Annotated in this window: 23 protein-coding genes, 1 pseudogene and 1 riboswitch; of the genes and pseudogenes, 19 read left to right on the forward strand and 5 right to left on the reverse strand. The window is 68.0% G+C overall.

The genetic code is table 11. The features are described 5' to 3' along the window. Positions 1–84: 84 nt before the first annotated feature. Entirely contained in the window at positions 85–1413 is a 1329-nt protein-coding gene (locus T31B1_RS02820; RefSeq protein ID WP_502950906.1) for an MATE family efflux transporter, read from the forward strand. A 97-nt stretch (positions 1414–1510) separates the two neighbouring features. Continuing rightward, positions 1511–2482, forward strand: coding sequence for a T6SS phospholipase effector Tle1-like catalytic domain-containing protein (locus T31B1_RS02825; RefSeq protein WP_353247943.1), 972 nt, complete (start codon positions 1511–1513; stop codon positions 2480–2482). A 27-nt stretch (positions 2483–2509) separates the two neighbouring features. Here T31B1_RS02825 and metH read toward each other — a convergent pair. Then, positions 2510–6493, reverse strand: a pseudogene (metH, locus tag T31B1_RS02830) (methionine synthase); the annotation flags it as partial. A 146-nt stretch (positions 6494–6639) separates the two neighbouring features. After that, a riboswitch (cobalamin riboswitch) is annotated at positions 6640–6871 on the forward strand. A 161-nt stretch (positions 6872–7032) separates the two neighbouring features. On the opposite strand from metH, the gene btuB reads away from it, so the two are divergent. The 14 genes from btuB (at position 7033) to T31B1_RS02905 (ending at position 20368) form a co-directional block, all read left to right on the forward strand. After that, positions 7033–8886, forward strand: coding sequence for a TonB-dependent vitamin B12 receptor (btuB, locus tag T31B1_RS02840; RefSeq protein ID WP_353247944.1), 1854 nt, complete (start codon positions 7033–7035; stop codon positions 8884–8886). Between the two features lie 63 nt (positions 8887–8949). Further along, a complete protein-coding gene (cobO, locus tag T31B1_RS02845) occupies positions 8950–9558 on the forward strand; it encodes a cob(I)yrinic acid a,c-diamide adenosyltransferase (RefSeq protein ID WP_353247945.1) in 609 nt (202 codons plus the stop codon). Positions 9559–9569: 11 nt separating this feature from the next. After that, positions 9570–10334, forward strand: coding sequence for an adenosylcobinamide amidohydrolase (locus T31B1_RS02850; RefSeq protein WP_353247946.1), 765 nt, complete (start codon positions 9570–9572; stop codon positions 10332–10334). After that, positions 10324–11760, forward strand: coding sequence for a cobyric acid synthase (locus T31B1_RS02855; protein ID WP_353247947.1), 1437 nt, complete (start codon positions 10324–10326; stop codon positions 11758–11760). The genes T31B1_RS02850 and T31B1_RS02855 overlap by 11 nt, the downstream gene beginning before the upstream one ends. Beyond that, a complete protein-coding gene (locus T31B1_RS02860) occupies positions 11757–12761 on the forward strand; it encodes a FecCD family ABC transporter permease (RefSeq protein ID WP_353247948.1) in 1005 nt (334 codons plus the stop codon). The genes T31B1_RS02855 and T31B1_RS02860 overlap by 4 nt, the downstream gene beginning before the upstream one ends. A gap of 7 nt (positions 12762–12768) precedes the next feature. Beyond that, entirely contained in the window at positions 12769–13545 is a 777-nt protein-coding gene (locus T31B1_RS02865) for a heme ABC transporter ATP-binding protein (RefSeq protein ID WP_353247949.1), read from the forward strand. After that, positions 13538–14074: a bifunctional adenosylcobinamide kinase/adenosylcobinamide-phosphate guanylyltransferase gene (gene cobU / locus T31B1_RS02870; RefSeq protein ID WP_353247950.1), complete on the forward strand. Its 537-nt coding sequence runs from the start codon at positions 13538–13540 to the stop codon at positions 14072–14074. The genes T31B1_RS02865 and cobU overlap by 8 nt, the downstream gene beginning before the upstream one ends. Beyond that, complete coding sequence (cobT, locus tag T31B1_RS02875; RefSeq protein WP_502950924.1) at positions 14074–15132, forward strand: nicotinate-nucleotide--dimethylbenzimidazole phosphoribosyltransferase; 1059 nt, start codon at positions 14074–14076, stop codon at positions 15130–15132. The genes cobU and cobT overlap by 1 nt, the downstream gene beginning before the upstream one ends. Continuing rightward, positions 15122–15745, forward strand: coding sequence for a histidine phosphatase family protein (locus T31B1_RS02880; protein ID WP_353247952.1), 624 nt, complete (start codon positions 15122–15124; stop codon positions 15743–15745). The genes cobT and T31B1_RS02880 overlap by 11 nt, the downstream gene beginning before the upstream one ends. Continuing rightward, positions 15742–16512 (forward strand): adenosylcobinamide-GDP ribazoletransferase, encoded by a 771-nt coding sequence (gene cobS, locus T31B1_RS02885; protein WP_353247953.1) that lies wholly within the window; start codon positions 15742–15744, stop codon positions 16510–16512. The genes T31B1_RS02880 and cobS overlap by 4 nt, the downstream gene beginning before the upstream one ends. Beyond that, positions 16509–17441: an adenosylcobinamide-phosphate synthase CbiB gene (gene cbiB / locus T31B1_RS02890; RefSeq protein ID WP_353247954.1), complete on the forward strand. Its 933-nt coding sequence runs from the start codon at positions 16509–16511 to the stop codon at positions 17439–17441. Before cobS ends, cbiB begins: the two co-directional genes overlap by 4 nt. Beyond that, positions 17432–18424, forward strand: coding sequence for a threonine-phosphate decarboxylase CobD (gene cobD / locus T31B1_RS02895; RefSeq protein WP_353247955.1), 993 nt, complete (start codon positions 17432–17434; stop codon positions 18422–18424). Before cbiB ends, cobD begins: the two co-directional genes overlap by 10 nt. After that, positions 18421–19302, forward strand: a complete 882-nt coding sequence (locus tag T31B1_RS02900) for a cobalamin-binding protein (RefSeq protein ID WP_353247956.1) — start codon at positions 18421–18423, stop codon at positions 19300–19302. Before cobD ends, T31B1_RS02900 begins: the two co-directional genes overlap by 4 nt. Positions 19303–19390: 88 nt before the next feature. Further along, the gene (locus T31B1_RS02905; RefSeq protein ID WP_502950925.1) at positions 19391–20368 is read left to right on the forward strand and encodes a serine hydrolase domain-containing protein; all 978 of its coding nucleotides are present in this window, start codon (positions 19391–19393) and stop codon (positions 20366–20368) included. On the opposite strand, the gene T31B1_RS02910 is transcribed toward T31B1_RS02905, so the two are convergent. Further along, complete coding sequence (locus T31B1_RS02910; RefSeq protein WP_353247958.1) at positions 20365–20790, reverse strand: VOC family protein; 426 nt, start codon at positions 20788–20790, stop codon at positions 20365–20367. The genes T31B1_RS02905 and T31B1_RS02910 overlap by 4 nt on opposite strands. 144 nt (positions 20791–20934) lie before the next feature. Between T31B1_RS02910 and T31B1_RS02915 the strand changes: the two genes are divergently transcribed. Further along, complete coding sequence (locus T31B1_RS02915) at positions 20935–21567, forward strand: hypothetical protein (RefSeq protein WP_353247959.1); 633 nt, start codon at positions 20935–20937, stop codon at positions 21565–21567. Positions 21568–21667: 100 nt separating this feature from the next. Here the strand turns inward: T31B1_RS02915 and T31B1_RS02920 are convergent, their stop codons facing one another. Next, on the reverse strand, positions 21668–22144 hold the full coding sequence (locus tag T31B1_RS02920; RefSeq protein ID WP_353247960.1) for a YbhB/YbcL family Raf kinase inhibitor-like protein: 477 nt from the start codon (positions 22142–22144) through the stop codon (positions 21668–21670). 115 nt (positions 22145–22259) lie between these two features. Between T31B1_RS02920 and T31B1_RS02925 the strand changes: the two genes are divergently transcribed. Continuing rightward, entirely contained in the window at positions 22260–22751 is a 492-nt protein-coding gene (locus T31B1_RS02925) for a GNAT family N-acetyltransferase (RefSeq protein ID WP_353247961.1), read from the forward strand. Between the two features lie 92 nt (positions 22752–22843). Further along, the gene (locus tag T31B1_RS02930) at positions 22844–24022 is read left to right on the forward strand and encodes a serine hydrolase domain-containing protein (protein WP_353247962.1); all 1179 of its coding nucleotides are present in this window, start codon (positions 22844–22846) and stop codon (positions 24020–24022) included. On the opposite strand, the gene T31B1_RS02935 is transcribed toward T31B1_RS02930, so the two are convergent. Together T31B1_RS02935 and T31B1_RS02940 are read right to left on the reverse strand one after the other, a co-directional pair. Then, positions 24019–24591 carry a gluconokinase gene (locus T31B1_RS02935; RefSeq protein ID WP_353247963.1) on the reverse strand — a complete coding sequence of 191 codons (573 nt, stop codon included), beginning with the start codon at positions 24589–24591 and terminating at the stop codon, positions 24019–24021. The two genes, T31B1_RS02930 and T31B1_RS02935, sit on opposite strands and share 4 nt — an antisense overlap. Positions 24592–24643: 52 nt before the next feature. Further along, on the reverse strand, positions 24644–25414 hold the full coding sequence (locus T31B1_RS02940) for an SDR family oxidoreductase (RefSeq protein ID WP_353247964.1): 771 nt from the start codon (positions 25412–25414) through the stop codon (positions 24644–24646). Between the last annotated feature and the right edge of the window lie 3 nt (positions 25415–25417).

Consider the following 25417-nt stretch of genomic DNA (forward strand, 5'->3'; position numbering starts at 1 on the left):
GGGCTGGCGTCGCCACGGTGACGCCACCGCGCTCGATGCCTGGCGTGCCCGGCCGGATGCGGCGACGACCAACAGGACGAGAGCGTGGACGCTGTGAGCGCGACGGCCGACAACGACACTGAAACCGAGGTTACCGCGCGGCGGATTCTCGCGTTGGCGCTGCCGGCGCTCGGTGTGCTCGCGGCCGAGCCGCTGTATGTGCTGGTCGATACCGCGGTCGTCGGCCATCTCGGTGCGCTGCCGCTGGCCGGGCTGGCGCTTGGCGGCACGGTGCTGTCGGTGCTGACCAGCCAGCTGACGTTTCTGTCGTATGGCACAACCGCCCGCACGGCCCGGTTGTTTGGCGCGGGCCGGCGCGCCGAAGCGCTGGGCGAGGGCATGCAGGCGACCTGGCTTGCGATCGTGGTGGGGCTGGTGGTGCTGGTCGGCGGCGAAGTGTTCGCCGATTCGATCGCCCGGTTGCTGGCCGGCGACACCGCCGCTGCCGACGCTGCAGCCCGCTGGCTGCGAATCGCGCTGCTGGGCGCGCCGGCGATCCTGATCACCCTGGCCGGCAACGGCTGGATGCGCGGCGTCCAGGATACGGTCCGACCCTTTCACTACGTGCTGGCGGCCAATCTGTTGTCGGCAGTCCTGTGCCCGGTGCTGGTCTATCCCATGGGGCTGGGTCTCGAGGGCTCGGCGATCGCCAACGTGCTGGCCCAGTACACAGCGGCCGTGCTGTTCCTGCGGGCTCTGCTGGCCGACGGCGCGCTCCGTGCGCCGGATGTGTCGGTGATGCGTGCACAGATGGTGCTCGGTCGGGATCTGATCCTGCGCAGTCTGTCGTTTCAGATCTGTTTTCTGTCCGCGGCCGCGGTTGCGGCCCGATCGTCGGCGGCCGCCGTGGGGGCGCACCAGATCGTCTACCAGCTATGGGTGTTCCTGTCGCTGATCCTCGATTCGCTGGCCATCGCCGCGCAGGCGCTGATCGGCGCCGAACTGGGCGCGGCGCGGCTCGAACGCGCACGTCGCGTGGCCTGGCGGATCATGCGCTATTCGCTGGCGCTCGGGCTGGTGCTGTGCGTGCTGTTCGCCCTGCTGGCCGGCGTGCTGCCGCGCGTGTTCACCAGCGACCCCGCGGTACTGGCCCAGATCCCGGCGGCCTGGTGGTTCTTCGTCGTCCAGCAACCCGTGGCCGGCGTGGTATTCGCACTCGACGGCGTACTGCTCGGCGCCGGCGATACCGCGTATCTGCGCACGACCACACTCGCCTGTGCGCTGGGTGCGTTCCTGCCGCTGATCTGGTTGTCGTGGGCGTTCGGCTGGGGCTTGGCCGGCATCTGGATCGGGCTGACCATGTTTCTCGTCACCCGTATGGTCGCCGTGGTCTGGCGTACCCGTTCGAGTGCCTGGACCGTGGCCGGGGCCTGAGACCGCGGCTCGCGAGAACTCCGGATGGCCGGCTCGGCAAGGGCTTGGCATGGTGCTCGCCGCCGGTGGATGGCCGGCAGCGGCCACGGGAGATCGCTTGGGCAAGAACATCGTCATCTGTTGTGACGGCACCAACAGCCAGTTCGGCGGCGTCGAGACCAACGTCGCGCATCTGTTCCACCGGCTTGCGGCCGACAGCAGCGAGCAGCGCAAACGCTACGAGCCCGGCGTGGGCACCTTCGGGGCCAACATATTTTCGGTGAATGTCGGACGTACGCTGGGCAAGTTGCTGGGCGCGGCCTTCGGATATGGCCTCAAGCAGAATCTGGACAACGCCTACCGCTATGTCGTCGATTGCTACGCACCGGGCGATCGGCTGTTTATCTTCGGCTTCAGTCGCGGCGCGTTCACTGCACGCTCGCTGGCCTCGCTGGTCGATCAGTACGGGGTGCTCGATCGGCGCGATGGCGATCGCGTACCCGAACAGGTGGCGGCCTATCTCGCCGATGCGCCGCCCGTTCGGGCCGGCTGCCGTGCGCCGGTCGGCCGCTGTGCGCCGCATTTCGTCGGGGTCTGGGAGACCGTGGGCGCGCTCGGCCTGCTGCTGCGGCTGCGACGTTTCAAGCACAACCGGTTGAGTCCGGGCGTGGCGCGCGCGGCTCAGGCGCTGGCAGTCGACGAACAGCGACGTTGTTTTGCCCCGACACGCTGGGACGAATCCGCGCTGGGGTCGGAACAGTGCGTGCGCCAGGTCTGGTTCGCCGGTGTCCATGCGGACGTGGGTGGCGGCTATGTCGATCGTGGGCTGGCGCGTATTACGCTGGACTGGATGCTCGAACAGGCGGTGGCCGCCGGGCTGCGGCTGAACCCCGAGAGTCGAACGGGCCCGGCCGGCGATCCGGCGGGCGCTCTGCACCAATCCTATCGAGGGCTATGGCGCCTGCTCGGCCGGCACGTGCGGCGTATCGCAGCGGATGCCGATATCCATGCCTCGGTGAACAGGCGCCGGGTCCTGTGTCGCGACTACGACCCGGCCAATCTGGCCCGGGCTCGGCCGCCGACCGGCTGAGCCGTGTCGCCGCGCGCTGGCGCGGACTCAGCGCTCGGGTTCGTAGCCGAGATTCGGGCCGATCCATTTCTCGGCGGTGGCCATATCCCAGCCCTTGCGACGGGCATAGTCGGCGACCTGGTCGCGGGCGATCCGGCCGACGACGAAATAGCGCGACTCGGGGTGGCTGAAATACCAGCCCGAAACCGCAGCGCCCGGCCACATGGCACGGGATTCGGTCAACTCGATGCCGGTCTTGGCCGTCACATCGAGCAGCGACCAGAGCGTGTCCTTGCCGGTATGTTCGGGACAGGCGGGATAGCCGGGCGCCGGCCGGATGCCGTGATACTTCTCGCCGATGAGTGCGGCGTTGTCGAGCGACTCCTCCGGCGAATGGGCCCAGAGCTGGCGACGCACGTGACGATGCAGCCATTCGGCAAAGGATTCGGCCAGCCGGTCGGCCAGGGCTTCCACCAGGATCGCGTTGTAGTCGTCGTGATCGGCCTTGAAGGCCTCGACGCGTTCCTTGGCGCCTAGCCCGGTGGTCACTGCGAAACCGCCCACCCAGTCCGGCTTGCCGGCCTGTTCGGGCGCGATGAAATCGGCCAGCGAGCGGTTGGGCACGCCTTTTCTGTGCTCGCTCTGCTGGCGCAGGTTATGGATGACCTCGACTGTTTCGCTGCGATCGTCGGTCAGCACGTGGATATCGTCGCCGATCGTGACCGCTGGGAACAACCCGGCGACGCCGCGTGCGGTCAGCCATTTCTCCTCGACGATGGTCTCCAGCATGGCCTGGGCGTCGTTGAACAGCTTCTTCGCTTCCGGACCCTTGACCGGGTCGTTGAGAATATCCGGGTAGCGGCCGCGCATCTCCCAGGATTGGAAGAACGGGGTCCAGTCGATCGTGGGTATCAGCTCGGCGATCGGGAAATCCTCGAACACATACAGGCCTGACTGCGGTTCGGCCGTCGATGCGTCGGCCTCGGCGCCGGCTGCGTGAGGCACCGGCTGACGCCGGGTGTAGTCGGTGGCTTCAGGCAGCGCCGGGCGCGGCGGCTGGTAGCTGTCCCAGTCGAGCCGGACCCGGTTGTCGCGGGCGGCCTCGAGGGTGAGGAACGTCTCCTTGCGCTTGGACGCATGCCGCTGGCGCACCTGCTCGTATTCGTCCTTGAGTTCCTTCTGCAACGCGGCACGGGTGTCCTTGCCGGTCATCCGGGCGGCCACCGGTACGGAGCGGCTGGCATCCTTGACCCACATCACCGGGCCGTCGTACGCGGGATCGATCTTGACCGCCGTATGCGCCCTGGAGGTGGTTGCGCCGCCGATCAGTAGCGGGGTGGTCATGCCGCGGCGCTGCATCTCGGCGGCCACGTTGACCATCTCGTCCAGCGACGGCGTGATCAGCCCGGACAGGCCGATCACATCGGCATCGTGCTCGTCGGCGGCGTCCAGAATCTTGGCCAGGGGCACCATCACGCCGAGATCGATCACCTCGAAGTTGTTGCACTGCAGGACCACGCCGACGATGTTCTTGCCGATATCGTGTACGTCGCCCTTGACCGTCGCCATGATGATGGTGCCGTTGTTGCCGCCGCGGTCGGCCTCGGCCTTCTCTTCCTCGATATAGGGCAGCAGATAGGCCACCGCCTTTTTCATCACGCGTGCGGACTTGACCACCTGCGGCAGGAACATCTTGCCGGCGCCGAACAGATCGCCGACGACGTTCATGCCGTCCATGAGCGGGCCTTCGATCACCTCCAGCGGCTTGTCGGCGGCCTGGCGTGCGGCTTCGGTGTCCTCGGTGACGTAGCTGTCGATGCCCTTGACCAGCGCGTGCTCCAGGCGCTTGTTGACCTCGAACTCGCGCCAGGCCAGGTCCTGCTTGGATTCCTTGGCCTTGCCGTCGCCGCGGTATTGCTCGGCCATGTCCAGCAGGCGTTCGGTGGCATCGTCGCGACGGTTGAGGATGACGTCCTCGACCGCTTCGCGCAGCTGGGCATCGATCTGGTCGTAGACCTCCAGCTGGCCGGCGTTAACGATCGCCATGTCCAGCCCGGCCGGCACCGCGTGATAGAGAAATACCGAATGCATCGCCCGGCGTACGCCTTCGTTGCCGCGGAACGAGAACGACACGTTCGACAGTCCGCCCGACACATGACAGCCGGGGCAGGATTCACGCACGCGTCGGGTGGCGTTGATGAAATCCACCGCGTAGTTGTTGTGTTCTTCGATCCCGGTGGCGATGGCGAAGATATTCAGATCGAAGACGATATCCTCGGCCGGGAAGTCGAGGCGCTCGCGCAGCAGCGTGTAGGCGCGTTCGGCGATCTCGACCTTGCGGTCTTCGGTGTCGGCCTGGCCGTCCTCGTCGAAGGCCATCACCACCACGGCGGCCCCGTAATCGAGACAGGCCTGGGCCTGCTCCAGAAACTTGTCCTCGCCTTCCTTGAGCGAGATGGAATTGACCATCCCCTTGCCCTGGATGCACTGCAGGCCGATCTCGATGACTTCCCATTTGGAGGAGTCGACCATCACCGGCACGCGGGCGATATCCGGCTCACCGGCGATCAGGTTGAGGAACTGGCGCATGGCAGCGCCCGAGTCGAGCATGCCCTCGTCCATGTTGACATCGATGATCTGGGCCCCGTTGTCGACCTGGTCACGCGCCACGTCCAGCGCGGCGTCGTAGTTTTCGTCCTTGATCAGGCGCCGGAAGCGGGCACTGCCCGTCACGTTGGTCCGTTCGCCGATGTTGATGAAGTTCGCGGTAGAGCTCATGTCAGATGTGATCCGCGGGTGACGCGGATTTCGCAGATATCAAGAAAAAGCGGCGCGGTCGTGTGCGACCGTATCAGGCCGTCGATACGCCGATCGGGCTCGAACCCGGTCGTCCGATGGCCGTTGCTCAGATCGGGCGTTCCGGTATCGGCGTGCGGCATGCGCCCGACCCACCGACGATGGGCGATAGGTTCATGCCGACGCGGTGAACGGTTCCAGGCCCGACAGGCGCATCGCGCGTTGGATATCGGGGCGGCGGCGCGGCGTCTTGCCGGCCACGGCTTGGGCGATGGCGCCGATATGTTCCGGCGTGGACCCGCAGCAGCCGCCGGCCATGTTGAGCAGGCCGGCCTGGGCCCATTCGCCGATATGGTCGGCCATCTCGTCCGGGGTCAGATCGTACTCGCCGAATTCGTTGGGCAGCCCGGCGTTGGGATAGGCGTGGGTATAGCAGGGCGCGATCCGCGACATCTCGGCGACGTATTCGCGCAGCAGATCCGGGCCCAGCGCACAGTTCAGACCCACGGTCAGTGGCCGGGCATGGGCCACCGAGTTGTAGAACGCTTCGGTGGTCTGGCCGGAGAGCGTACGCCCGGAGGCGTCGGTGATCGTGCCCGAGATCATCAGCGGAATATCCACGCCGCGTTCGCGCATGAGCTTGCGTACGGCATAGATGCCGGCCTTGGCGTTGAGCGTGTCGAAGATCGTCTCCAGCAGGATGATATCCACGCCGCCGTCCAGCAGGGCCGCGGCCGAGGCGCCGTAGGCCGCGGCCAGCTCCGTGAAGCTGGTGTTGCGCTTGCCGGGGTCGTTGACGTCCGGCGAGATCGAGGCCGTTCGGTTGGTCGGCCCGATCACGCCGGCGACGAAGCGCGGTTTGTCGGCGCTGGCGTACTGCTCGGCGACGTCGCGGGCCAGCCGGGCTGCGGCCCGATTCATCTCGTCGGCCAGATCTTCCATGCCGTAATCGGCCTGCGCGATGCTGGTGGCCGAGAACGTGTTCGTGGTGAGGATGTCGGAGCCGGCCTCGGCGTACTGGGCGGTGATCTCGCGGATCAGGTCCGGGTTGGACAGCGTCAACAGGTCGTTGTTGCCCTTGAGATCGGAATCCCAGTCGGCGAAGCGTTCGCCGCGATACTCGGCCTCATCCGGGTCGTGATTCTGGATCATCGTGCCCATGGCGCCATCGAGCACGAGAATACGGTCGTCGAGCGCGTCGGTCAGATCGGTCATCGGCATCACCTTCGAATTCAGCGCACCAGTATATCCGCTTATCCGGATAGGCAGAAAACGCCCGCGCCGAGCGTGTTCGCCATCCGCCCTGTCACGGCCGGCGTCGCGGCCGTGTCGCCTGTCGTGCCGGGCGGTAGCGGCAGTTGACGGGGTCTCGGCGCGCGCCTAGGCTTAAACGCGCTACAGGTGGCCGACGGTCGGCGTGCGCATGCGCGGGCTGTCGGATTAAACGGGAAGCCGGTGCGTCGAGTGATCGACAAGGCCGGCACTGCCCCCGCAACGGTAGGCGAGCGCGAGTCGCGTGCACGAGCCACTGGACGGTGTCCGGGAAGGCGCACGGGACAGGCCCTGAACGGCCCGCTTGCAAGTCCGGAGACCGGCCCGTAGTACGCAGGTCTGGCATCGCGGCGGGCGTTGATCGACTGGCAGGGGGAATCGGCCGGGGCATGTCCAGATTCGGGCACACCGCGGGTGTGCTCTGTCCACTCGATGGGTCCCTCTCGATGCGGACCGTCATGTCCGGCGCGCGGGTGAGCGCGTCCATCGAGATAGGTCACATCATGAATTCGCGTTTTCTTGTCGGCGCCGGTCTGATCGGCGTCGGCCTGAGCGGCCATGCCGCGCAACCGGTCCCCGCCAACAGCCTGGCCGGCATCCAGGTCACTGCCAACCGCACGTCCGAAGCACCCTCGCGCAGCTTGGCCGCGACCACCGTCATCGACCGCGCCGAGATCGAGCGCCTGCAGGCGCGCTCGGTCTCCGATCTGCTGCGGCGCTCGCCGGGCATCACGGTGACCAACAGCGGCGGGCCGGGCAAGGCCGAATCGATCTTCATGCGCGGCACCGAATCCGATCATGTACTGGTGCTGGTCGACGGGGTGGAGTACGGCTCGGCGACCACCGGCCAGCCGGCGATCCAGGATCTGCCGGTCGACCAGATCGAACGTATCGAGATCGTGCGCGGGCCGCGCTCGTCGCTGTACGGCTCGGAAGCGATCGGCGGTGTGATCCAGATCTTCACCCGTGACGGCAGTGGCACGCGCGGCACGCGCCCCTATGCCAGCATCGGCGCGGGCAGCTACGACAGCTACCAGGCCCAGGCCGGGCTGTCGGGAAGCGATGCCCGCAGCCACTACAATATCAGCGTGAGCGGTTACCAGACCCACGGCTTCGATTCCTGCCGCTCGGGCGCGGCCAATACCGGCGGCTGCTTCACCGACGAGCCGGACGACGACGGATACGACCGGGTGTCCGGCGCGCTCAACTTCGGCCACCGGTTCGACAACGGGGTCGATTTCAAGCTCAATTTCCTGCGGACCCAGGGCAACAACGAATACGACGGCAGCCCGTTCTCCTCCAATCGGGCGGATGTCGTCCAGCAAGTGCTGGGCACCTCCGTGGCGTTCCGGCCGTTGGAGGCCTGGCAGCTGACGCTTTCCGGGGGGACGAGCTGGGACGATTCCGACAACTACTACGACGGCGCGCCGGCAGGGCGCTTCGAGACACGCCGAAATCAGGCCTCGATCAAGAACGATATCTCGATCGGGGACAACAGCCTTATTACCGCCGGCGTGGACTATCACGACGACAACGTCAGCAGCGATACCGTGTTCGCCGAAACGTCGCGCGACAACACCGGCGCGTTCATCCAGTACCTGGGCGACTGGGGCCGCCATCACGTCCAGCTCGCCGGGCGTGGCGACGACAACCAGCAGTTCGGCGATCATGCCACCGGCTCGGCCAGCTATGGCTTCGATCTCACCGAGGCCTATACCGCCAGCATTTCCTACGGCACGGCGTTCAAGGCGCCGACCTTCAACGAGCTGTATTTTCCGGACTATGGCAACCCGGATCTCGATCCGGAAGAATCGCGCAGCGTCGAGCTGGGTCTGGACGCCACCCAGCGCTGGGGCACCTGGTCGTTGCATGCGTTCGAAACCCATATCGACGACCTGATCGCCTCCGATCCCGCCACGTTCACCGCGGTCAACGTCAACGAGGCCCGCATCCGCGGGCTCGAGGCCGGGCTGGGCACCGCCATCGCACAATGGCAGATCAGCACTCAGCTGACCTGGCTGTCGGCCGAGAACCGTTCCGAGGGCGCCAACCGCGGCAACGATCTGGCGCGCCGGCCGCAATACTCGGCACAGTTCGACGTGGACCGTACGATCGCCGAACGTTTTTCGGTGGGCGCCGGGCTGTTTTTGTCCGATTCGGCCTACGACGATGCGGCCAATGCCAACGAGCTGGACAGCTACCAGCTGCTCGATCTGCGCGGCTCGATGAATGTGAGCCGGGACTGGCAGCTCCAGGCCGAATTGAACAACGTATTCGACGAGGATTACGAAACCGTGCGGTTCTACAATCAGCCGGGGCGCAACGTGTTCGTGACCCTGCGTTACCGGCCGCAGTAGCGACACGCGACGAATCAACCCCGACGGTGCGGCCCGCGGCGCCGTTTTCATACCGGAGTGTTCATGAGCGACGACAAGCGCGAAGCCAAGCACAGCGCAGCGATGAAGAAGCAGAAGGCCCGTGTCGATGCGGCTGTCGAAGCCGCCGATATCGAGCGCGGCGTGATGATCCTGCTTACCGGCAACGGCAAGGGCAAGTCGTCGTCGGCGTTCGGCATGGTGATGCGGGCGCTGGGCTACGGCCATACCGTGGGCGTGGTCCAGTTCATCAAGGGCGAGCAGCTGTCCGGCGAGGAAATCTATCTGCGCGAGCATTGTCCGCAGGTCGATTTCTATCAGATGGGTACGGGTTTCACATGGAACACCCAGGATCGGTCAGGCGATATTGCCGCCGCCGAACGCACCTGGGCCGTGGTGGCGCCGATGCTGGCCGATCCGGGCTACGATCTGGTGGTTATCGACGAGCTGACCTACATGATCGGCTACAAGTATCTCGACGAGACGATGGTGCTCGACGCGCTGGCCGGTCGCCCGGCCAATCAGTCGGTGATCGTCACCGGCCGCGGCGGTGGCCACGGTCTGCGCGAGCTGGCCGACACGGTCGCCGAGATAAAGGACATCAAGCATGCGTTCAAGGCTGGTATCAAGGCGCGGCGCGGCGTCGACTACTGACGGCTCAGGCCATGATCCGGCTCTGGTCCGCACGCGCCGGCTGGTCTGAAGACCGGCCCGTCGCCTTGCCCGGACGGCTGCTGCCCGTCGGCTGGCAGGCCCGGGTGGGCCATCGCGCGCTGGTCTTGGAGGCAGAGCGTCACTGGCGCTGTCTGAGCTCGGCGGTCGCCGGCGGCGGCTGGCGACCCGTGCGTTGCCTGGTCAATCTGCATCTGGATGCGGATCTGGCCTGCCAGGCTGAGCCGGCCGACACGATCGACGCGGCCGCCACCGGGCTTGGTGTATCCGTTATTGATGTAGGCATGATGACCGCCGCCTCCATGCGCGGTCTGCATGTGGCCAGCGGCGAGTGCGACGGCGCGCGTCTGTCTGTGCTGGTCACCGTGGGTCTGGGCAACGCCCGGCGGGCCGGTGACCCGGCCGATGCGGGCGTCGAGGAGGCGCGGCCGCCGGCCGGTACCATCAATCTGATGCTGCTATGCGCCCAGGGCCTCAGCCCGGCCGCCATGGTCGAGACGCTGACCCTGCTCACCGAGGCAAAGACCGCCATCCTTCAGGAGCGCAACGTGCGCAGCCCCGTTTCGGGAGAGATCGCCACGGGCACCGGCACGGACGCCACCGCGGTGATCGCCGACCCCGTTGCAGCCCGGCCGCGCCGCTATGCAGGCAAGCACACCCGCTTCGGCGAAGCCGCGGCCCGTCTGACCATGGCGGCCGTGGGCGCGGCGGTCGACGATGCCAGGGCCCTGCACGAGCGGACAGCCCATGCCCGCTAGCACGCTCATGATCCAGGGCACGGCCAGCGATGCGGGCAAGTCAACGCTGGTCGCCGGGCTCGGCCGCGCATGGCGCCGGCGCGGGGTGGCCGTGGCCCCTTTCAAGCCACAGAACATGTCGCTCAACAGTGCGGTGTCGGTCGACGGCGGCGAGATCGCCCGTGCGCAGGCGCTGCAGGCCGCGGCCTGCGGGCTGGCCCCGACCATCGACATGAGCCCGGTACTGATCAAGCCCTCCAGCGATACCGGCGCCCAGGTGATCGTGCACGGGCGCCCGATCGGCGATATGGCCGCCAGCGCGTATCACGACTACAAACACGTGGCGATGGCCGCGGTGCTGGCTTCGCACGCACGCCTGAGCGCCGCCTACGAGCGGGTGCTGGTCGAAGGCGCCGGCAGTCCTGCCGAGATCAATCTGCGGGAAAACGATATCGCCAACATGGGGTTTGCCGAGGCCGTGGACTGCCCTGTGCTGCTGGTGGCCGATATCGACAAGGGCGGGGTCTTCGCCCAGATCGTGGGCACCCTCGAACTGCTGTCGGCCAGCGAGCGGGCCCGGGTCTGCGGCTTCGTAATCAACCGCTTCCGGGGTGATATCGGTCTGTTGCAACCCGGCTTGGACTGGCTGACGCGGCGCACCGGCAAGCCGGTCTTCGGGGTCCTGCCCTATCTGCAGGGGCTGCATCTGGATGCCGAGGACGCCATCGCATGCGATCAGCGGCTGGCTGGTGATCGACCGTTCGTCGTCCAGGTCCCGGCCGTGCCGCGGATCAGCAACCATACCGATGTCGATGCGCTGCGTGCCCATCCGGGCGTGGATCTGCGCTGGGTCGGCCCGGGCGATACCCCGGGCCCGGCCGATCTGATCGTGCTGCCCGGTTCGAAGAACGTACGGGCCGACCTGGCCTGGCTGGAGCAGCGCGGCTGGCCGGCCCATATCCGGCGCCATCTGCGCTACGGCGGCCGGGTGCTGGGCATCTGCGGCGGCTACCAGATGCTGGGCAAGACCATCGCCGATCCCCAGGGCGTGGAGGACACGCCCGGTACCAGCCCCGGTCTGGGCTGGCTGGATATCGATACCGAACTGACCGGTCACAAGCATCTCGCCAACGTCGCCGGGCGGCTGTTCGACGAAACCCCGGTCAGCGGCTACCGCATCCACTGCGGTTCAACCCGCGGCGCCGGGCTGGCACGACCGCTGGTCCGGCTCGATACGGGGCCGGACGGCGCGATCTCGGTCGACGGCCAGATTGCTGGTTGCTATCTGCACGGGCTGTTCGACACGGCTCCGGCCTGCGATGCCCTGCTGGCCTGGGCCGGTCTCGAGTCCGGCGGTGCCGTCGATCAGCAGGCGTTGCGCGAAGGGGAGCTCGATCGTCTGGCCGACGCGGTGGAAGCGGCCATCGATCTGGATACGCTGCCGTGAACCGATGGGTGCTGGTAGGTGTGCTTGCCGTCGTTCTGCCGGCCAGTCTGCTCGCAGCGGTCATGTTCGGCGCGGTATCGCTGCCGGCCGCCGATGTCTGGTCGGTGTTGACCGGCGGTCCGGTCGAGGCGCGCGTCGAGCTGATCGTCGAATACATCCGGCTGCCACGGGCCCTGCTCACCGCGCTGGTCGGCGCGTTGCTGGCGGTGTGCGGGGCAGCGATGCAGGGCTTGTTCCGCAACCCGCTGGCCGATCCATCGCTGATCGGGGTGACCGCGGGGGCCTCGGCCGGAGCCAGCCTCGCGATCGTGTTCGGCGGTGCCCTGTCGGGGCTGGTCGGACTGTCGTTGGTTTCGCTGGGCGCGTTTGCCGGCGGCACCCTTGCGGTGGTGTTGGTCTATCGCCTGGCCACCGGCGCCGGCGGAACGTCGGTGGCGACCATGCTGCTGGCCGGCATCGCCATCGGCGCAATCGCATCCAGCTTGAGCTCGTTGCTGGAGTTCTATGCCAGCAACGACATGCTGCGCCGGATCAGTCTGTGGCGCATGGGCGGGCTCGACGGCGCCAACTGGGCGCGTGTGGCCGTGGTATCGCTCGTTGGGCTGGTCGTACTGGGCATCCTGCCGACCCAGGCACGGGCCTTGAACGCGCTGCTGCTGGGCGAGTCCGAGGCTCGTCACCTGGGGGTAGCGGTCAACACGGTCAAGCGCCGCCTGATCCTGGTGGCCGCGGCCGGCGTAGGCGTGTCGGTGGCCGTGGCGGGTGCGATCGCCTTCGTGGGGCTGGTGGTGCCCCATATCGTGCGGCTGTTGATCGGGCCCGATCATCGCTGGCTGCTCCCGGCCTCGGCACTGGCGGGTGCGATCCTGCTGCTCTGGGCAGATACGCTCGCCCGGGTGGTGGTGGCCCCGACCGAACTGCCGGTCGGGCTGCTGACCGCATTGCTCGGAGCGCCGTTTTTCATTTCGCTGCTGCGCCATCGGCGCGAGTACGCGCTGTGAGGCGGCGATGAGTCTTCAGGTGGCCCATCTGTCGCTGGCCCTCGGCGGAGTGCAGCGGCTGCACGATATCAGCCTGTCGGTCGCCCCGGGGCGGATGCTGGCCGTGATCGGACCCAACGGGGCCGGCAAGTCGACGCTCATCCATGCCGTGATCGGCGACCACCCTGGCCATGAGGGCGCGGTCGAACTGGCCGGCCGGCCCATTGCGGACATGGCCGACCGTGAACGGGCCTGTCGGGTCGCGCTTTTGCCCCAGGCCAGTGCGCTGGCATTTCCTTTCTCGGTCCGTGACGTGGTCGGCCTCGGGCGTGGCCCGCATGCTTCAGGTACACGTATGGATACGGCGATCGTGGCGGAGGCGTGCCGGGCCGTCGACGTGGCGCATCTGGCGCGACGCAGCTATACCCGGCTGTCCGGCGGCGAAAGACAGCGCGTGCAGCTGGCCCGCGTGTTGGCCCAGATCTGGCGCGCCGAGGATGCCGTGCCGCGGTTGCTGCTCCTCGACGAACCCGTGGCCGCGCTGGATCTGGGCCACCAGCAGCAGATCATGCAGCGGGTGCGTGCGTTCGCCGCCGCCGGCGTAGCGGTCGTGATGGTGTTGCACGACATCACCCTGGCCGCCCGGCATGCCGACGACATGCTCGCGCTGCGCGACGGCCGCGTGGTCGCCCATGGCGAGCCGGCGAAAGTGGTCACGCCGGCGAACATGGCGCGGCTGTTCGATATCGACGCCCGGGTGATCGCGCATCCGGTCAGCGGCACGCCGGTGGTGCTGCATGGCTGATTCGCGGGCGGCTGGCGGTGTCGAGCTGGTGCTCGGCGGGGTGCGTTCGGGCAAGAGCGGGTACGCCGAGCGACGCGCGCTGGGACTGGTCGGTATCGATCGCTGGGTGTATGTCGCGACCGGGCGGGCCGGTGATGACGAGATGGCCGCACGGATCGCCCACCATCGTGCCCATCGCGACGTACGCTGGCAGACCGTCGAGGAAAGCCGCGGCCTGGCCGGCGTGCTGGCTGAATACGACGATCCGCGCTGCTGCGTGCTGGTGGACTGTCTGACCCTGTGGCTGAGCCACTGTCTGGCGACCGATTGCTGGGTCGATGAACGTCGTGCCCTGCTGGCGGGGCTGGGCGCGTGCCGGTCGCGGGTGCTGCTGGTCAGCAACGAGGTCGGATCGGGTATCGTCCCACTGGGCGAACTGTCGCGCCGGTTCGCCGACGAGGCCGGGCGGCTGCACCAGGATCTGGCGCGCCTGTCGACGCGGGTGACGCTGGTGGTCGCCGGTCTGCCGCTGATGCTCAAGGAGGCCTGATCATGGACAGCTGGTACCAGGCGGCGGTGGCCGCGATCGATCGCCAGGCGACCGATGCCGCCCGTGCGCGCCAGGCGAGCCTGACCAAGCCGCCCGGCTCGCTCGGACGGCTCGAGGCGCTGGCCGAATCCTTTGCCGGCTGGCAGGGGCGGGCATTGCCCGTGCTCGGGCGTATCGATGTCTGTGTATTCGCTGCCGATCATGGTGTGGCGGCACAGGGCGTGTCGGCCTTTCCCCAGGCGGTGACCGGCCAGATGCTGAGCAATTTCGCTGCCGGTGGCGCGGCGGTCAACGTGCTCGCACGGGAACACGGCGCGCATCTGGCCGTGGTGGATGTCGGCACGCTGGGTATCCAGGCGCAGCCGTTTGGCGTCATCGAGCAGCGATTGGCCCCCGGGACCGACGACTTCACGCGCGGGCCGGCCATGAGCCAGGCGCTTCTCGCGGCAGCTCTGCAGATCGGGCGCGACCGCGTCGATGCCGGGTCTTCACTGTTCATCGGCGGCGAAATGGGAATCGGCAACACCACGGCCGCGTCGGCTGTGCTGGCCGCGCTGCTCGTCGTCGAGCCGGCCGAAGTGGTCGGCCGCGGAACCGGCATCGACGACCCGACGCTGGCCCGTAAGGCCAACGTGGTCGCCGACGGTCTGGCACGCCACGCGCCCGGTTGGCGAGGGCTGGCTGAACCCGAGCGGTGTGTCCGGATTCTGGCCGATGTCGGCGGACTGGAGATCGCCGCACTGACCGGCAGCATGATCGCGGCCGCACAGGCCGGCGTGCCGGTGCTTGTCGACGGGTTCATCACCACCGTGGCCGCCCTGGCGGCCTGCCGGCTCAATCCGGGCGTGCGTGACTGGCTGCTGTTCGCCCATCGCTCCGCCGAGACCGGCCACGGGCGCGTGCTGGCTGCGCTGGAGGCCGAGCCGATTCTGGATCTGGGCATGTGCCTGGGTGAGGGCAGCGCTGCGGTGCTGGCGGTCTCGATCGTGCGGTCGGCCCTGGCGTTGCACGCGGGCATGGCCAGTTTCGAGGATGCCGGAGTCGACGATGGCCGTTGAACGGATGCCGACCACGACCACGGTGGATCTGCTGCGCCACGGCGAATGCGAAGGCGGGCCGATTTTCCGCGGCTCGCGGGATGTGGCTCTGGCGCCAGCCGGCTGGCAGCGACTGCAGGACGTGGCCGCGTGCCAGGCCGGCTGGCAGCGCATCGTCACGTCGCCGCTGGTGCGTTGCCGGGCGTTTGCCGAATGGCTGGCCGCCGCGCGTGCATTGCCGGTGCAGGTCGATCCCCGTCTGCAGGAGATCGGTTTCGGCGACTGGGAGGGTCGGCCGGTCGCTGAGGTCTGGCGCGACGATGCCGAGGCGGCTGCGGCCTGGTATCGCGATCCGGAGGCGCATCCGCCGACCGGCGGTGAGCGGCTGGCATCGTTGCGCAAGCGTGCCCGCATGGCGTTCGACGCCCATGTGGCCACGGGCCGCGGCAGGCACCTGCTGCTGGTCACTCACGGCGGGCTGATCCGAACGCTGCTGGCCGATCTGCTGAGCATGCCCGGTGCGGCCGTGCACCGGCTGGATACGCCCTATGCCTGTCTGAGCCGGCTGGCGATCACCCATGCCGAGCAGGGCGAGTCCCTGCGTCTGCTGGGCCACAACATGGGTACGGCATGAGGTTCGCCCAGCCGCTGTGGCTGGCCTGTGCGTTGCTGACCACGCTGCCGGTCGGCCGGCTGGTTCAAGCGCGTCCCACGGCCGCCGATGTGGGACGCTCGGTGGCCTGCTATCCGTGGGTGGGCTGGTTGCTGGGCATCCTGCTGGAACTGGTTGCCTGGGTGCTGCCGACGACCTCGCCGATGCTGGCCGCCGCGCTGCTCGTCGTCGTCTGGATCGCATTGACCGGCGCGCTGCATCTGGACGGACTGGCCGACTGTGCCGATGCCTGGTCGGCCGGCCATGCCGATGCCAGCCGATGCCTGGCCGTGATGAAGGATCCGGCCGCCGGCCCCATGGGAGTGGCGGCGGTGGTCTGCGTTGTCTTGCTCAAGGTCGCCGCGCTGGCGGCGCTGTCGACGGGACCGGTGGCGACATGGGGCGGATTTCTGCTGGCCTCGATCGTGCTCGCGCGGGCCGCTGCCACCGCGCTCATGGTCACCGGCCGGTATGTTCGCCGCCAGGGGATCGCATCGATGCAGAGTGCGTGGCTGCCGGGCGCCGGGCTATGGATCGGGCTGGTTCTGGCCGGCGCACTGGCGCTGTGCGTGCTGCCGCTGGGCGTCGCGCTTTGGGTTCTGCCGGCGGTGATCGCCTGGACGCTCGTATGGCGCCGCGCCTGGCGGCGGCGGATCGGCGGTTATACTGGCGATATCGTCGGCGGCCTGATCGAGACCGTGGAAACGCTTGTGCTGGTTGTCGGCGCGCTGGCGATGGGCGGGTCATGATCGCGGCGCTGCTCGGCGCACTGCTTGTCGATCGTCTGCTCGGCGAGCCCTCGCGCGGGCATCCGCTGGTCGTATTCGGCCGCTGGGCAGATGCGCTCGAGACACGCTTGAATCACGATAGGCGGCTGGCCGGTCTGCTCGCCGTGGCCCTGGCCATTGGACCGCCGGTTGCCATCACTGCCGGTCTGGTCCATCTCGCCAGTGCCTGGTCGGCCGGCATCGGCTGGACACTGGCCGGCGGCGTTGCCGCGCTGTGTATCGGCTATCGCAGTCTTTCCGATCATGTACGCGCGGTCGCTCGTCCGCTCGCGGCGGGTGATATCGAGGGCGCACGACGTGCCGTGGCCTGTCTGGTCAGCCGCGATACCGGAACGATGACGGCCCCGGCGATCCGGCGTGCGGCGCTGGAATCGCTGCTGGAGAACGCCAGCGACGCGGTGTTCGCTTCGATGTTCTGGTTCGCGCTCGGCGGCTTGATCGCGGGGCCCGGCGGCGCGAGCGCGGCCGTGGTGTGTCATCGCCTGGGCAACACGCTGGATGCGATGTGGGGCTACCGCACGCCGGCGCTGGCGCGTTTCGGCTGGGCGGCAGCACGCTTGGACGACGGGCTCAACTGGTTGCCGGCACGGGTGACCGCGTTCGTGTTCGTCCTGTGCGGACGCCCGCGGACGGCACTGGCCTGTTGGCGTACCCAGGCAAGCGCCTGTGCCAGCCCCAACGCGGGCCCGGTGATGAGCGCCGGCGCCGGTGCGCTTGGCCTGCGTCTGGGCGGCGGCGCCTGGTATCACGGGCAGTGGACCGAGCGTCCGGTGCTCGGCTGCGGCCGCCCACCGCGCGATGCCGATCTGGCACGCGCGCTGGCGCTGGTCGCTCGGGCCAGCGCGGTCTGGTGCGTCCTTATCGTTGGGGTGGGGCTGGCATGGGCCTGAACCACGGCGGCCAGCGCGCGGCCGCTGCGTATCGCTACGGTATCCCCGTCGACCGATGGCTGGACGTGTCCACCGGTATCGCGCCGTGGTCCTGGCCGGTGCCTGACGTGCCCGCACAGGTGTGGGCGCGACTGCCCGAATCCACGCGAGCGCTGTGTGATGCGGCCGGCGCCTGCTATGGCTGTGCGGGCGAGCGCCTGCTGGCCGTGCCCGGCAGCCAGTTCGCGATCCGTCATATTCCGGCCACGCTGGCGCCGGCCCGGGTGGCGATCCCGGTGCCGGGCTATGCCGAGCACGGCCGCGGCTGGGCCGAGGCCGGTCATCGCGTGTATGGCTATCGCGATCGCCACGCGCTACAGGCATTGGTCGGGCGCGTCGAGCACGCGGTGGTGATCAATCCCAACAATCCGACCGCCGAAACCGTGTCGTCGAGTGCACTGCACGCTTTTTTGCGTACGCTACCGGGTCTGCTGGTCGTCGACGAGGCGTTCATGGATACCGGCGCGCACAGCCTGTTGCCGATGCTGCCCGAACGCGGCGCGGTGGTCCTGCGTTCGCTGGGCAAGTTCTTCGGTCTGGCGGGTCTGCGTCTGGGTTTCGTTGCCGGCGACGTGGCTGTCCGCCGGGCCTTGGCGGCACGGCTTGAGCCTTGGGGGGTGAGCCACCCGGCGGTCTGGATCGGCAGCCGGGCGCTGGCCGACATGGTCTGGCAGACTCGCCAGCGCCAGCGCGTGCTCGCCGCCGGTCAGGCGTTGGCCGATCTGCTCGAACGCCATCTCGGCGCTGCCCGCGTGGCCCAGGCGGGCCTGTTCGCCACGGCCCGCTTCGACGACCCACAGGCTGCGCCGGCGTGGTTCGATCGGCTGGCGCGCCACGGGGTGCTCACGCGATTGGGCGACGACGGGCACTGGTTGCGATTGGGCCTGCCCGGCCCCGGGTTCCAGCGTCTGGCCGGCGTGTTCGCGGCGCTGGCGTCGGCATGAAGCGCGCGGCGCTCATCGGGCTGATCTGGCTGCTGATCGCCGCGCCGGCGCTCGCCGAGGTGGTGGCCACCGATTTTCTCGGTCGCCGGGTGGTGCTGGAACAGCCCGCCCGCCGTATCGTGGCTTTGTCTCCGCATCTTGTGGAAAACCTGTACTCGGCCGGGCTGGGCGATCGACTGGTCGGGGCGGTCTCGCACAGCGACTACCCGCCGGCGGCCCGCGACATACCGCGGGTGGGGGGCTATATGAGCGTCAGCCTCGAGGCCATCGTCGCGCTCGATCCCGATCTGGTGGTGGCCTGGGCCTCGGGCGACGGCGGCGGCGGGGCGTCGCTGTCGCGGTTGGAATCGCTGGGGGTGCCGGTGTATGTCGATCGCCCGCGCAAGCCCGCGGACATCGCACGCGCGATCGAGGATCTGGGCCGGCTCGGCGGCCGTGGGCAGGCCGCGACCGCCGCCGCGACGGCCTTCCGCCGGCGCCTGGCAAGTCTGCGCGCGCAGTATGCCGATCAGACACCGGTGAGCCTTTTCTACGAGATCTGGAACGAGCCGCTGCAGACGCTGGGCGGCGATCAGTTCGTCACCCACGTGATCCGCCTGTGTGGCGGGCGCAACATTTTTGCCGATGCGCGGACGCTGGCGCCTCGCGTGAGTATCGAATCGGTGCTCGTACGCGACCCTCAGGCGATCATCGCCACCGGGCGCAGCGACACCGCGCCGCCCTGGCTCGACGACTGGCGGAACTGGCCCGGCCTGCAGGCGGTACGCCACGATCATCTGTATTTCCTGCCGCCGGATCTGATGAACCGGCCCACGGTGCGCATGCTCGACGGCGCCCGGATGCTGTGCGAAAAGCTGGCGGCCGTGCGTGGCGACTGAACGGCACATGCACCGGGCGCCTGGAGGGAGGCTACGCGCCGCGCATCGGTTGCGGTCGCTGGCTGTGGTGATCGGGCTGGCCTGCGCTATGTCCGGTACGGTGTTCGCCGATACGCGCACCACCGGCCCTTCGCCCTGGGCCGATACGCTCGACGGTATCGCGGCCGACGCCGGTGCGCTCGAGCGGACGCATACGCTGATGGTGGCGATTGCCGGGCGGACGGTGGTCGACCGCGGTTTCCGCGGCCATGCCACCACAGAAACGGCCAATATCAAGTCGTTGTCCAAGACCTGGATGGGCGCCCTTGTCGGCGCGGCCATCGATCGCGGGGTGATCCGCGGCGTCGATCAGCCCGTCGTCGAGCTGCTGGGTGATCGCGTGCCCGCCGATATCGACCCGCGAGTGGCCACCATCACCGTCGGGCAGCTGCTATCCATGCAGGCGGGCCTGGAACGTACGTCCGGTGCCCAATACGGCGCCTGGGTGGCCAGCCGCAACTGGGTCACCGATGCGCTGACCCGACCGTTCACCGGCGAGCCGGGCGGGCGCATGCGCTATTCGACGGGCAATACCCATCTGCTGTCGGCCGCGCTGACCCAAGCCAGCGGTCGCAGCACGCTCGCGCTCATGCGGGACTGGCTCGGCGAGCCGCTGGGGGTGGCGATTCCGCCCTGGACACGCGATCCCCAGGGCATTTATTTCGGCGGCAACGAAATGGGGTTGACTCCGCGCGCACTGCTGGCCTTCGGCGAGATGATCCGACGCGGCGGACGCGTGGGCGAACGCCGCGTACTGCCCGCCGAATGGATCGAGACCAGCTGGCAAGTCCGTACACGCTCGATCTACAACGGCGACGGGTACGGCTACGGCTGGTTCACCGCCGAGCTGGCCGGCGTGCGCGCGCATTATGGCTGGGGCTACGGTGGCCAGGTCCTGTTCGTCGTGCCCGCGCGTGCAATGACGGTCGTGATCACGTCCGATCCGAGGCCACCTTCGCGGGGCGCCTATCTCGACCGTCTCAAGGCCGTGGTGGGCGAACTGATTGCCGCGACCGACGCGTCCTAGGTGGCGAAAAGCTGGCCGCGATCCTTGAACGCCTTGAATTCCAGCGCGTTGCCACAGGGGTCGAGCAGAAACATCGTCGCCTGCTCGCCCGGCTGGCCGACGAAACGGACATAGGGTTCGATCACGAACTCGGTGTCACGCTCACGCAGCCGCTGGGCCAGGGTCTCCCATTCGTCCCATTCGAGTACGATGCCGAAGTGCGGGATCGGCACGTCGTGCCCGTCGACCGGGTTGGTATGGGCATGATCCTGCGCATCGGTCTTGGGATGTTCATGGATGACCAGCTGATGGCCATAGAAATCGAAATCGACCCACTGGGTGTCCGACCGGCCTTCGGCCAGGCCGAAGACCTCGCCATAGAACCGGCGGGCCGCCGGCAGGTCATGGACCGGAATGGCCAGGTGAAACGGGGAAAGCGCCATACGGGACTCCGTGGCAACGTCGGGAGGGCTAGCCTAAACCGGCAGGCCGGGCGCGGGCCAGCCCGTTGGCGTGTGTCTTGGCGCCAACGCGCTCCCGGCCGGTATCACCGTGACGGCGGCGCTGTGCCCGGGCGGGCCGATCCCGTGGTTGACTGCTTCATACGAGACTCCGGCAGGCGTTGCGGGCCACGCTGTGCGCCGATACTACTGCTGGCGTTGATCGTCCTGCTGGCCAGTGGCTGTGCCCATCGGGTGGCCGACGACTATCCGGCCTATCTCGAGCGCACGGCCGGCGACTCCGCGCTCGGCCAGACCCGGGCCGCGTCCGAGTATGTCCAGCCTGCGCCCAGCCGCGGGTTCAGCTACGAGTTCCGGGCGTTGTCGTCGGGCATCGCCAATCGCTGGATCGTGGATATCGGCCAGATGCTGGACGACCAGCTGCAGTCGGCCGATGTGCAGGCTGCCTTCAATGGCCTGGACAAGGTCGATATCCCCAACGGCGTGCGCACCGGTCTGCTCACCTTCGAGTTGCAGGGATACGACTTCGACGATTTCTCCGCCAATATCGCGCTGAAAGTGACGTACTACAACGCTGGCCAGACGGTACTGTCGAAAACCTACACCGCGACCGGGCGTTCACAGGCGATGAAGATGATGCTGGCCGGGGCCTTTGGCCAGAAGAACGCTGTTCAGCAGTCGACCAAACGGGCCATCGACGCCATTCTGGCGCAGTTGATCGAGGATCTGAACGCCTCGGGCGACCGGCGCGCGCGCTGATCGCACCAATCATGAAAAACCCGCGGCTGACGATCAGCCGCGGGTCAGATCAGTACGGCGCGCATGACCAACGCCGTGGCGTCGTGCAGCCGCCGAGGCCTCAGTTGCGTTCGTAGCTGCCGATCAGGCGATCCATGCCGAGCAGGTGCGGCTCGATCTTTTCGAGCAGTTCACCCAGGGCCAGCCCGGTCGGCAGTTCCGGTTCGGCATCCAGTGCCAGTACCCAGAAATAATAATAGTGCGGGCCGTGGCCCTCGGGCGGCATCGGGCCACCGTAGCCGACTTCGCCGAAGTCGTTGTTGCCCACGGTGGCCACATCGGCGCCTTCGGCGATCTGGGTCATGTCGGCAGGCAGGTTGTAGCACAGCCAGTGCACGAAGCCGTACATGCCGTTCTGTACCAGGGGCGCGTCCGGATCGTGACAGATGATCGCCAGGCTGCGGGTGCCTTCGGGCACGTTCGACCACGACAGCTCCGGCGAGATGTTGTCGCCTTCGGCGCTGTATTTCTTCGGGATGGCGCCATGCTGCTTGAAGGCGCTGCTGGAGAGTTTCATGTCGGCGGGGGCGAATGGCATGGAAAGTCCTTAGAACGAATGACCCGTCAAGCCTAACCCGATCCGTGCCCGGATAGGCAAGCCCGGAGTGTGTCGGTATCCTCGCGCCTGTTCGCCCGTTCGGTCAGGAGCCCAGATGCATATCCGAGCCTTTCACGACGACGACTGGCCCGCGCTCTGGGCGATCCTGGCGCCGGTGTTCGCCGCCGGCGAGACGTATGCCGTGGACCGCGATATCGATGCCCGGCGCGCGCGCCGCTACTGGGTGGATCAGCCGGCGGCCTGCCTTGTCGCCGTCGACGACCGTGGGCAGCTGGCAGGCAGCTACTTCATCAAGGCCAATCAGGCCGGGCCGGGCGATCATGTGGCCAACTGCGGGTATATCGTCGCCGAGATCGCCCGTGGCCAGGGCATCGCCGGAGCGATGTGCGAACACAGCCAGCAACAGGCCCGGTCGCTGGGCTTCACGGCCATGCAATACAACTGCGTGGTGGCCACCAACACCAGTGCGCTCGCGCTCTGGCAGCGGCTGGGTTTTGCCGTGGTCGGCACGCTGCCCGGCGCCTTTCGGCATCCGCGCCTGGGCCCGGTCGATGCGCATGTGCTCTACAAGACGCTGGCCGGCTAGCGTCTGACAGCACGCGGGCATCGGGTGGTGTCGCCCGGCACGCGTCGGGGCCGGGGCTTACCATAGGCCGCGCAGACAAACCGGAGGCGAGGATGAGACAACCACTGAGCGGGATGCTGGACGCGGCCGTCGACGACGGCCGGCTGCCGTTCGTGGTGGCGATGGTCGCCGATGCACAGGGCGTGATCTTCGAGCACGCCGTCGCCGCCGACGGCCTGACGGTCGATGCCGACTCGATCTTCTGGCTGGCGTCGATGAGCAAGGCGGTCACCGCCACCGCGGCCATGCAGCTGGTCGAAGCCGGCACGCTGGCGTTGGACACGCCGGCCGGCGACTGGGTCCCCGAGTTGGCCGCCCCCGAGATCCTCATCGGCTTCGACGACGATCGCCCGATGCTGCGACCGGCCCGGCGCACCATCACATTGCGCGATCTGCTCGCGCATACCTCCGGCCACGGCTATGCCTTTGGCCATGCCGATCTTTACCGGTACACCGAGGTGGCCGATCGGCCCGCGCGCAGCAGCGGCACGCGCGCGGCCTACGATCTTCCGTTGTTGTTCGAACCGGGCAGCGACTGGCTCTACGGCGTCGGCGTGGACTGGGCAGGCGCGCTGCTCGAGGCGGCTACCGGCCAGCCGCTGGACACGCTGCTCGCCGAGCGGATCTTCGCCCCATTGTCCATGGTCGATACCGGGTTCACGCTCGACGCCGATCAGTTTGTGCGCACCACGCCGCTGTATCGCCGCGACGCCGACGGCGGTCTGGCGCCGATGAAACGGCGCCGGCCCGAGCGCGCCGAGTTCTTTTCTGCGGGCGGCGGTCTGTACGGGACGCCGCGAGAATACTTGCGTTTTCTCGGTGCGCTGGCCGCGGACGGCCGTGACGGCGGCCGGCGACTGCTTGCGCCCGAAAGCGTGGCCGCACTGTGTCGCGATCAGGTACCTGGCCATCGGGCAGGCTGGATCGCTTCGGCTCAGCCCCGGGTGACCGGCGATTTCGATATCACGCCGGGGGCGCGCGCTGGCTGGGGCCTGGGCTTTGCGCTCAACGAAGCCGCCACGGCCGAAGGCCGTTCCCCCGGCAGCCCCGGTTGGGCGGGTCTGGCCAATACCTATTACTGGATCGACCGCGAACGCGGGACCGCGGCCGTGTTCATGACCCAGCTGTTGCCGTTTGCCGATCCTTCGACGCTGGCGCTGCTGCGCGAGTTCGAGACGCGTCTGAATGACGGGCTCGATCGCAGTCGGCCGGGGCCAACGCACCGCGATTAGCGTGTGTGTTCCGAATACGCCGAATCGCGGCGGCCGTCTGGCGCCTGGCCGCATAGCGCTTGTGCGCAGCGCTCGACGACGGTGTCGAACGCGGCGTCGATATCCACCCGGATCGCTTCATCGGGGCGCGGCCGTTCCAGCGTGGCGAACTGGCTGTCCAGCATGGCCGGTGAGAAGAAATGCGCCCGAGCGCGCATGCGCTCGAGGATCAGCCGGTAGTCGCCGTCCAGAAACAGGAACACCAGATCCGGGTCAGCGCGTCGCAGCTGCTCGCGGTAGATACGCTTGAGCGCCGAGCAACCGATCAGAAGCGAGGCGTCGGCCGCGCGTCGGGCCCCGATCAACTCGGCCAGGGCGGCCAGCCAGCCGTGACGGTCGGCGTCGGTCAGCGGCTCGCCGCCGGCCATCTTGTCGATATTCGCCTGGGGGTGATAGTCGTCACCGTCGATATAGTCGATCTGCAGACGGTGGCCGATCGCTTTGCCCAGGCTGGACTTGCCGCAGCCGGATACGCCCATCACCACCACCCGCCGGGGCCGCTGCAGCGAATGCGCTCCGTGTCTGCTCATGGGCAGGCTCGTACATGGCCGGGATGAAGTGAGTGCGAATCGGTCATGTCGCTCACACGACCGAGGTCATGCCGCCGTCGACGAATATGTTCTGGCCCGAGACGAAGTCCGAAGCGCTGCTGCACAGATAGACCAGCGTACCGACCAGTTCCTCCACCCGGCCCCAGCGCTGGGCCGGTGTGCGCTGTCGCACCCAGCGATCGAAATCGGCGTCCTGCCAGAGCGCGGTATTCATGTCGGTTTGAAAATAGCCCGGCGAGATGCAGTTCACCTGGATGTTGTAGCGCGCCAGATCGGCGGCCATGCCGCGGGTGAGCATGGCCACGCCGCCCTTGCTGGCGGCATAGGGTGCGATGGTCTCGCGGGCCAGCACCGACTGGACCGAGCCGAGATTGACGATCTTGCCCGAGCCGCGTTCGCTCATGCGTGCGGCCAGGGCGTTGGCGACATAGAACACGCCGGACAGATTGGTGGCGATCAGGGCATCCCAGTCCGCGGGATCGAACTCGGCAAAGGGTGCGCGTTGCTGGCGACCGGCGTTGTTGACCAGGATATCGGGCACGCCGTGGATGGCCACCAGGGCATCGATGCCGGCGCGTACGGCGGCCGCATCGGTGATATCGAAGCTGGCATGGCTGACCTCGGCGCCGGTGTCGTCGGCCAGGGCGGTCGCGGTCTCGGCCAGCGTCTTGCGATTACGACCGTGCAGGACCACGCGTGCGCCGCGTCCGGCCAGGCCGGCGGCCATGGCATGGCCCAGTCCGCGGGATGAGCCGGTCACGAATGCGAGCCGGCCGGACAGATCGAACAGCGAATCGGACATGGT

Origin of the sequence: Salinisphaera sp. T31B1 (genome assembly GCF_040361275.1) — a bacterium.
Lineage (GTDB): Bacteria > Pseudomonadota > Gammaproteobacteria > Nevskiales > Salinisphaeraceae > Salinisphaera.

Bases quoted from the DNA above. Each gene is read 5' to 3' on its own strand.
- btuB (WP_353247944.1), top strand. From the start codon at position 7,033: ATGAATTCGCGTTTTCTTGTCGGCGCCGGTCTGATCGGCGTCGGCCTG.
- cobO (WP_353247945.1), top strand. From the start codon at position 8,950: ATGAGCGACGACAAGCGCGAAGCCAAGCACAGCGCAGCGATGAAGAAG.
- T31B1_RS02850 (WP_353247946.1), top strand. From the start codon at position 9,570: ATGATCCGGCTCTGGTCCGCACGCGCCGGCTGGTCTGAAGACCGGCCC.
- T31B1_RS02855 (WP_353247947.1), top strand. From the start codon at position 10,324: ATGCCCGCTAGCACGCTCATGATCCAGGGCACGGCCAGCGATGCGGGC.
- T31B1_RS02865 (WP_353247949.1), top strand. From the start codon at position 12,769: ATGAGTCTTCAGGTGGCCCATCTGTCGCTGGCCCTCGGCGGAGTGCAG.
- cobU (WP_353247950.1), top strand. From the start codon at position 13,538: ATGGCTGATTCGCGGGCGGCTGGCGGTGTCGAGCTGGTGCTCGGCGGG.
- T31B1_RS02880 (WP_353247952.1), top strand. From the start codon at position 15,122: ATGGCCGTTGAACGGATGCCGACCACGACCACGGTGGATCTGCTGCGC.
- cobS (WP_353247953.1), top strand. From the start codon at position 15,742: ATGAGGTTCGCCCAGCCGCTGTGGCTGGCCTGTGCGTTGCTGACCACG.
- cbiB (WP_353247954.1), top strand. From the start codon at position 16,509: ATGATCGCGGCGCTGCTCGGCGCACTGCTTGTCGATCGTCTGCTCGGC.
- cobD (WP_353247955.1), top strand. From the start codon at position 17,432: ATGGGCCTGAACCACGGCGGCCAGCGCGCGGCCGCTGCGTATCGCTAC.
- T31B1_RS02900 (WP_353247956.1), top strand. From the start codon at position 18,421: ATGAAGCGCGCGGCGCTCATCGGGCTGATCTGGCTGCTGATCGCCGCG.
- T31B1_RS02905 (WP_502950925.1), top strand. From the start codon at position 19,391: ATGTCCGGTACGGTGTTCGCCGATACGCGCACCACCGGCCCTTCGCCC.
- T31B1_RS02910 (WP_353247958.1), bottom strand. From the start codon at position 20,790: ATGGCGCTTTCCCCGTTTCACCTGGCCATTCCGGTCCATGACCTGCCG.
- T31B1_RS02920 (WP_353247960.1), bottom strand. From the start codon at position 22,144: ATGCCATTCGCCCCCGCCGACATGAAACTCTCCAGCAGCGCCTTCAAG.
- T31B1_RS02925 (WP_353247961.1), top strand. From the start codon at position 22,260: ATGCATATCCGAGCCTTTCACGACGACGACTGGCCCGCGCTCTGGGCG.
- T31B1_RS02930 (WP_353247962.1), top strand. From the start codon at position 22,844: ATGAGACAACCACTGAGCGGGATGCTGGACGCGGCCGTCGACGACGGC.
- T31B1_RS02935 (WP_353247963.1), bottom strand. From the start codon at position 24,591: ATGAGCAGACACGGAGCGCATTCGCTGCAGCGGCCCCGGCGGGTGGTG.
- T31B1_RS02940 (WP_353247964.1), bottom strand. From the start codon at position 25,414: ATGTCCGATTCGCTGTTCGATCTGTCCGGCCGGCTCGCATTCGTGACC.